The organism is Oceaniglobus ichthyenteri (assembly GCF_003057885.1).
Classification (GTDB): Bacteria; Pseudomonadota; Alphaproteobacteria; order Rhodobacterales; family Rhodobacteraceae; genus Oceaniglobus; species Oceaniglobus ichthyenteri.
In genome coordinates this window covers 1-5,923 of sequence record NZ_QAGK01000027.1, presented here as the reverse complement: position 1 = coordinate 5,923, position 5,923 = coordinate 1, and the positions used below count along the sequence as shown (strand labels likewise).

The window sequence follows — 5,923 nt, the reverse complement described above, 5'->3', positions numbered from 1 at the left end:
CCTGAAATCGGCGAAGAGTCGATCAAGGCCCTGATGGCCGCTGTCGATGATTTCATCCCCACGCCTGAGCGTGCAGTGGATCAGCCGTTCCTGATGCCGGTCGAGGACGTATTCTCGATTTCGGGTCGTGGTACTGTTGTGACCGGCCGTGTCGAGCGTGGCGTGATCAACGTTGGCGACAGCATCGAAATCGTCGGGATCCGCGACACCAAGACCACCACCTGTACCGGTGTTGAAATGTTCCGCAAACTGCTGGATCGTGGTGAAGCTGGCGACAACATCGGCGCGTTGCTGCGCGGTGTCGACCGTGACGGCGTTGAGCGTGGTCAGGTTCTGTGCAAGCCCGGATCGGTCAAGCCCCACACCAAGTTCGAGGCAGAAGCCTATATTCTGACCAAGGAAGAAGGCGGTCGTCACACACCGTTCTTTGCCAACTACCGCCCGCAGTTCTACTTCCGTACCACGGATGTGACCGGCACGGTTGTCCTGGCCGAAGGCACAGAAATGGTCATGCCCGGCGACAACGTATCGTTCGGTGTTGAGCTGATCGCCCCGATCGCCATGGAGCAGGGCCTGCGTTTCGCCATCCGCGAAGGCGGCCGCACCGTCGGCGCAGGCGTCGTGTCAAAAATTACTGAGTGATTTCTTGCGTGGCTGTGATGCGGCCACGCGCATCACCCCGTACCACCGGGGTTGGAAAATACAAAGGGCCCCTGGCGTTGATCGTCAGGGGCCCTTTTGATTTGGGCTGTGCCCGGTTCAGGCGCCGATCAGATCGCGTGGAACCACAAAATCAACCACCCGTCCCTGTCCGGGCAGAACCAGCGCCCAATCGTCAACATCCCAATCAATGACTGTGGTTGCCGCCGTGGGATAGCTGCGAAACTGCGGATGTGGCGGGGCCTTGCGCACCAATCCTTCGGCCAACATGGCGCAGCCGGGGTTGTGGCAGATGACCAGAACGCATTGCGCGGTGGCCTTTGCCAGGATTGCCAACACCGTATCGGGGGCCGCGTGATACAGGTTCTGGTGAAAGTGCGCGGCGCAATCGGGCAGGGCGGGGCGCATCCCGTTCCAGGTTTCGACGGCGCGTTTGGCTGTGGAAATCAGCGCCTGTTGCGGCCGGTGCCCCTGTTGCGCCAGCCAGGCGCCCATAGCGGCGGCCGCGTCATGCCCCCGGGTATTCAGGGGGCGGTCGTGATCGTCGAGCCGCGGATCGTCCCAGTCGGATTTTGCGTGGCGGGTCAGGATCAAACGCAGGGTCATGTGGCAAACGCTTTCATATGAAACTCGGACTGGGCGGCGATCCGCCCCTGGCCAACCGGACAGGCCCGGCGCACGGCACAGCCTTGGGTCAGGCATGCGCCGCCCTCGGCCAGATAGCTGCGGCATCGGGGCACATCATAGCCGTGTTCGTCAAGCGCTCTGACAGGGCAGGCGGCGCGGCAGGGTTGATCGGCGCAGGTGTCGCAGGGCCGCGTTGAAGGTGGGGGCAGTGCAAGGCACGCAGAAAGCGCCAGCGCGCCGCGAAAGCTGACAAACAGGCCCGCTGTATCATGAACCAGCAATTCAACCGGCGATGCCCAGGCGCGGCCGGTTTTTTGCGCCCAGCCCAGAAACGGATGCCAGGGCGGGCCGCCAAACGGAAACAGCGCCGTTCCATCGAATCGCTGTGCGACGGCGCCAATTGCGCGGGTTGACCAGCGATCCAGCGGTGCCGCCATTCCATCGTGATATTCCGGCGCGGCGGTGAAATGCGGCCAGAACCCCGGCTCATCCGGCCCAATCAACAACAGCGTGCCGGTGCCGGGGGGCGCACCATCCTGCGCGCCGGGGTGAAACCCGCCCAAAACCTGCAAATGATCCATTGCCAGGGCGCGTTCTACATCCTGCAGGGTCATCTGGCGGCGCGGATCAGGCTTCCTGCGCCATGATCGGTGTACAGCTCTAACAAACAGGCATTCGCGGCCCGCCCATCCAGAATGACCACCGCGCGCACGCCCGCCTCGATCGCATCCAGTGCGGTTTCCACCTTGGGAATCATGCCGCCGGCAATGGTGCCATCCTCGATCATCGCGCGAATCTGATCCGGCGTCAGTTCGGTCACAACATCGCCCGCGCCGTTTTTGACTCCGGCCACATCGGTCAGCAACAACAGCCGGTCGGCCCTGAGCGAGGCGGCAATCGCCCCCGCCGCCGTGTCGCCATTCACGTTGAATGTTTCGCCATTGCGCCCCGCACCAATGGGCGCGATCACCGGAATGATTTCGGCCCGGTGCAACGAGCGGAGGAATTCGGGGTTGAATTCCTTTGGCGTGCCGACAAATCCCAGCCCCGGATCAGCCTGATCGCACACCATCAGATTGGCGTCCTTGCCCGACAGACCCACAGCGCGCACAACACCGCCCCCGGCGGCATTGATTGCCTGAACGATTCGTTTGTTGATCAGCCCCGACAGCACCATTTCAACCACTTCAACCGTGGCCTGATCGGTCACCCGCTTGCCGCGCACGAACGTGCTTTGAATGTCCAAACGCTCTAACATCGCGCTGATTTGTGGCCCGCCGCCATGCACGATCACCGGGTTCACCCCGGTTTGCTGCATGAACACCACATCGCGGGCGAAACTGGCCATGCCCTCATCGCTGCCCATGGCGTGACCGCCCAATTTTATTACCACCGTTGCGCCATCATAGCGTTGAAGATACGGAAGGGCGGCATTCAGTGTCTGCGCGGTTGCGATCCAATCGCTTTTCATGGCGGTCTGCTTTTTCATGGGTGTCCCTGGTGCGTTCCCCCCTGTTAAGCTGTTGTAACGCCCCGCTCAAGGGGAAGTACCCAAAGGGATGACAAGATGAACGATACGCCCCGTCAGCGCACCCTGGTTTTGACCGGTGCCAGCCGCGGAATAGGTCACGCAACGGTAAAACGGTTTTCTGCCGAGGGCTGGCGCGTGCTGACCTGTTCGCGCCAACCGTTTGATGCGCGCTGCCCTTGGCCGGGCGGTGCAGAAAGCCACATTCAGATCGATCTGGCCGATCCATCCGACACCATTCGCGCAATTGACGAGATTCGCGAAAAGCTGGATGGACGGCTTGACGCCTTGGTAAACAATGCCGGGGTATCGCCCAAGGCCGAAGACGGCGGGCGGCTGAACACAATCAACACCGATCTGCGTACCTGGGGGCAGGTGTTTCATGTCAATTTCTTTGCGCCCGTGGTTTTGGCCCGCGGGCTGCAGGCCGAATTGACCGGGGCAAAAGGGGCCATCGTCAATGTGACTTCCATCGCGGGCGCGCGGGTGCATCCCTTTGCCGGCGCGGCCTATGCCACGTCCAAGGCGGCACTGGCGGCCCTGACCCGCGAAATGGCCCACGATTACGGCCCCATGGGGGTGCGGGTAAACGCAATCGCGCCCGGCGAGGTGGAAACATCGATTCTCTCGCCCGGCACGGACAGGATCGTCGATACCTTGCCCCTGCGCCGCCTTGGTCAACCGGCAGAGGTGGCCGATGTGATATATTTCCTGTGTTCCAGCCAATCAAGCTATGTCACCGGAACCGAAATCGAGGTGAATGCCGGCCAACACGTCTGAAGTACGAAATTTTTCACTCAAACCCTATGGACACCCCGCCCCCCACCGGTCTAGAAGACCGCAGCCCCAGGCGGCAGGGTCCATCCCAACCGCCATTCCGTGCCCGGGTAGCTCAGGGGTAGAGCAGTGGATTGAAAATCCTCGTGTCGGTGGTTCGATTCCGCCCCCGGGCACCACTTTTAAGTAATTGAAAAATATGTACATTTTTAGCAGTGGATGATCGTAGATATCTGAGTGTTTCTGCTCCGGGACGACAGACCTCCCTCCCTTGATCGATTGCGTCAGACTTTATTAATGGCACATCCGCGTTTCCGGCGAAACCAGATCAACATCATTTCTTCGACAGTTCACAAACTGGAGAAGAAGAATGAACCACGAAGATATCCCCCACGACGTCTTGCTGCCTATCAAAGAGGTCTGCAAAATCGTAGCTCGCTCGAAGGTAAGCATCTATCGCGACATCAAACGTGAGACCTTTCCCAAAGCGCAAAAACAGGGTGGCTCGAGTCGTTGGCGCCGCTCAGTTATTATGAAAGTAGTTGAGGGCAAATATCAGTAACAATGGGAGCAAGCAGCGTCGATCGGGAGAATGTGATGCCCCCGTGGATCGTTGGCGAAGCACTTATAGTGCGCGGTGGGAGCCGGGTAGCTTGATGGAACTGGATCGTGCAACTTCGGCCGAGCACCCCGGATATTGACGTGATCTCCGTCGAGACAAGCGGTGCTTCCGCTATCTTCTCGTTCTTCTGCTTTGGGATGAGGGCGACCTCGCGGCGATGGCCATTTACGCTTTCAGAATTGCGGTCGTGAGCGTGGGTGCGCCATTCCAGGCACCGAGGTATGGCCGGATGAAGTGCGCGCCTTGGAGGCTGCGTGCAGGAAGCCAGCCACGTTTACGCTAGTAGTGGTCCGCTGCAACATCCATTCCGAAGCAGTTTTTTGAGCCGGGGGCGAGGAGGTAGTCATTGAACAAATCTTCCAGCCCGGGCACCGTGGCGAGGTCACGCGCCGTGGTGACGGTCTCGAAGGTGTCGATGGCGGATATGCCCCCACCGGCATCGCTTCGATGAGGCGCTGCGCGGGCAGTCTTGGCCGGCTTCCTTTGTGCAGCGGGCATCGAGAGCGGGCACGGCCTCGGCCCGCCGTTGGGAGTCTGTCACGGCTGTGCCGAGCTGTGCGAGTTGCTGAGGCGTTAGCAGGCGAAGCTTTGAAATGAATTCTGCAAAGGCGGTCTTGTCCATGGCGGTCCTCCAGTACGGCTAAAGGAGCGATATTAGCCATTTCCGGCAAAACGAAGGCCAACCAACTTGCTATGCTGACATCGCCTGGCAACTTAATAATCCAGAGCGACAGAAAATTTGGGGTAGCCCGATTGATCCTGAGTTGCCACTTAGAGAATTCACCTTTGATAATGTGTTAGATCGAGAATTAGGAGGATTTGAATAGTGCTGTTCATCAAGGGTATTACCTGCATCCCGCGGATCTCTAAGAAGCGACGGTTTGTGGAGCGGATCGCCCAATACTGCCATCGGTGCATTTGCAGCGAATTCGAACTTTGCCCCGCACTGGCGCCACACGATAGGCGAAATACTGCATGATGCATGAACGGCTGTTTTCGTGAAGCTGCAATGCGGCGTAGACAAGCCCGGTTATTGTCTCCTGTGGGCCGACCTCGACTGATACCCTGCATGTAAGATAGCTTTCGGTTTGGCCTCAAAGATGACGGACATCCGGCTGAGGATGTCTGTCGGCTGTCCTTCGGAAAGCGTTCTGCATCTATCGGCGAGCTGATCCATCCTCGCTCTGACGGCTGTGCGCACATCGTCAGGCTGCGCTTGGAATGCCCTATAGATAGCGTCGATCCCAAGATAGTCTGGAATTTCGCCGCCAGATGCGCTTCTCTGGCTCAGGGTTTCCTTTGCTTCAATCCAGAAAACATCAAGCTCGTGAGCCCAAGATTCGGCCAGCTTTTCCAGAGTCGGCAAGATCAGCGTTCCAAAAAGCTCCTGGCCAGCATCGACAAGGGCCTGCCCCGTCAGGAAGTTTGCGAGTGAAGCAAGAAGGGATACTGTTCGTGCCGGACGGATATCCCAATGCGTCAGGTGCGCAAGAGTGCTGCCAAGTCGGCTCAATGTCGCAGACATCTCAGTCAGATCCGGCCGGTGATCTTGCATGCCTCGACGCCGCGTCTCGGCATAGGCACTGAACCGCCCCGGGTTTACCGGAGAGTGTTTTGTTCAAATCTTAGGCTGCTTTATCATGGCCGTTTAAGTTTTCATAGAAAGCGTCCTCTGCTTCTTGTGGCGTAGTATAGCCGATGGCGCTGTG

General features: G+C 59.1%; 7 protein-coding genes and 1 tRNA gene. 4 read left to right on the top strand and 4 right to left on the bottom strand.

From position 1 onward, the window contains the following. Positions 1-642 (top strand): EF-Tu C-terminal domain-related protein (locus tag C8265_RS19150; RefSeq protein WP_240611155.1); only part of this gene is annotated, 642 nt, incomplete at its 5' end. 117 nt (positions 643-759) lie between these two features. On the opposite strand, the gene C8265_RS19145 is transcribed toward C8265_RS19150, so the two are convergent. From C8265_RS19145 to argB, 3 genes are read right to left on the bottom strand one after another with little or no spacing between them, the layout of a single operon-like run. Beyond that, positions 760-1,266, bottom strand: a complete 507-nt coding sequence (locus tag C8265_RS19145) for a SixA phosphatase family protein (RefSeq protein WP_108485594.1) — start codon at positions 1,264-1,266, stop codon at positions 760-762. Further along, the gene (locus C8265_RS19140; RefSeq protein WP_108485593.1) at positions 1,263-1,901 is read right to left on the bottom strand and encodes a ferredoxin; all 639 of its coding nucleotides are present in this window, start codon (positions 1,899-1,901) and stop codon (positions 1,263-1,265) included. The genes C8265_RS19145 and C8265_RS19140 overlap by 4 nt, the downstream gene beginning before the upstream one ends. Beyond that, positions 1,898-2,776 (bottom strand): acetylglutamate kinase, encoded by an 879-nt coding sequence (gene argB / locus C8265_RS19135; RefSeq protein ID WP_108485592.1) that lies wholly within the window; start codon positions 2,774-2,776, stop codon positions 1,898-1,900. The genes C8265_RS19140 and argB overlap by 4 nt, the downstream gene beginning before the upstream one ends. Before the next feature lie 78 nt (positions 2,777-2,854). Here argB and C8265_RS19130 point away from each other — a divergent pair, with 78 nt between their 5' ends. The 3 genes from C8265_RS19130 (at position 2,855) to C8265_RS19120 (ending at position 4,154) form a co-directional block, all read left to right on the top strand. Further along, a complete protein-coding gene (locus tag C8265_RS19130; protein ID WP_108485591.1) occupies positions 2,855-3,595 on the top strand; it encodes an SDR family NAD(P)-dependent oxidoreductase in 741 nt (246 codons plus the stop codon). Between the two features lie 101 nt (positions 3,596-3,696). After that, positions 3,697-3,771 (top strand) — tRNA-Phe (locus C8265_RS19125). Positions 3,772-3,962: 191 nt separating this feature from the next. Further along, positions 3,963-4,154: a helix-turn-helix transcriptional regulator gene (locus C8265_RS19120; RefSeq protein ID WP_108485590.1), complete on the top strand. Its 192-nt coding sequence runs from the start codon at positions 3,963-3,965 to the stop codon at positions 4,152-4,154. A 1,090-nt stretch (positions 4,155-5,244) separates the two neighbouring features. On the opposite strand, the gene C8265_RS19110 is transcribed toward C8265_RS19120, so the two are convergent. Continuing rightward, positions 5,245-5,769, bottom strand: a complete 525-nt coding sequence (locus C8265_RS19110; RefSeq protein WP_206050378.1) for a hypothetical protein — start codon at positions 5,767-5,769, stop codon at positions 5,245-5,247. Positions 5,770-5,923: the final 154 nt, after the last annotated feature.